The sequence below is a fragment of the Methylophaga sp. UBA5088 genome (assembly GCF_002414625.1).
Classification (GTDB): Bacteria; Pseudomonadota; Gammaproteobacteria; order Nitrosococcales; family Methylophagaceae; genus Methylophaga; species Methylophaga marina.
Window position 1 is genome coordinate 6,005 of record NZ_DIAC01000062.1, and the last position, 1,062, is coordinate 7,066.

2 protein-coding genes are annotated in these 1,062 nt (G+C 41.3%); both read right to left on the reverse strand.

Annotation, left to right across the window (positions count from 1 at the left end; translation table 11 throughout):
- On the reverse strand, nucleotides 1–558 hold a 558-nt coding region (locus B4K20_RS08215), incomplete at its 3' end, for a type IV pili methyl-accepting chemotaxis transducer N-terminal domain-containing protein (RefSeq protein WP_289282536.1).
- A gap of 94 nt (nucleotides 559–652) precedes the next feature.
- Nucleotides 653–1,062 (reverse strand): HD-GYP domain-containing protein (locus tag B4K20_RS08220; RefSeq protein WP_414683372.1); only part of this gene is annotated, 410 nt, incomplete at its 5' end.

Below are 1,062 nucleotides of genomic sequence, written 5' to 3' on the forward strand. Positions count from 1 at the left end.
GATACGGAGCCTTTCATCACCTTCGAACTGATATTGATTGACAGCCTTATCTAAATCAATGAGTAAATTTTCGGAGACATTGTCGATTTGATTCATCAATGTCTGAAAGGTTTGTTCGTCATAAGTATCGATAAGCTGTGTGGCTGTATTCAGGTATTGCTTGACTCTGTCATACAGGTTGATATCGCCAAAATAGAGGTGTCGGATAGCTGCTGACTGTTCGAGTGTTTTATTATTTTTCAGTTGGCCTGAGGCAAGTTGCTGATTAGCCTCACCCATCTTGTTTATATGCTGAGTTAAGGCATCCTCGGTGGTGTCTTGCTCTGAGTTTGTTATGAAGCGTTGTTGATATAAACGATGGATGTCGAGTGCAATATGTTGACTCAACATGCGTTGACTGCCTGAGATATTGACGACATAGGCCGTATTATCGACATCGGATATGGCAGATTTTAATGTGTAGGCAGCGAAACTGGACAGTATGGCAATAAGCACAACAGCCAGCATGTAGCGCTTGGTGATGAGTCTGTGCAATGCGGGCTGTGTATTATCTGCCATAATATCTATTCATTTATATTATCGCTCATGAGATATCTTTCACTCATATATACCTTGCCTGTGAGCACATGGCTAGTCTAATTCACATATTAAACTATAACCATAAGTTTTCTAAGGATTTGAAATTCCAATCAGCAGGTTCTTCTGGTCCTTCGATGCTCTCTTTACAACTTTTTGCTGCCAAATCGATCACTTGTATAGGAATGGGGGCGTTTGAACGCGTTGAGAAGAACACTTTCACTTTGGGTTTGAGTAAAGACTCTGTTCCTGGTTCAACCACCACAGCTAGGCGCTGTGAGGTGAGACGAACCAGTGAACCAATGGGATAAATCCCAACAGATTTAACAAAACTATTAAAAATTTGTTTATCAAAATGACCTTCCCATTTTGCCATTTCCCGAATGGTTCCAGCAGGATCCCAGGCTTGTTTATAAGCGCGTTCAGACGTAACCGCATCATAGACATCACAAATGGCTGCCATTCGGGAAAACAATGAAATTTCCT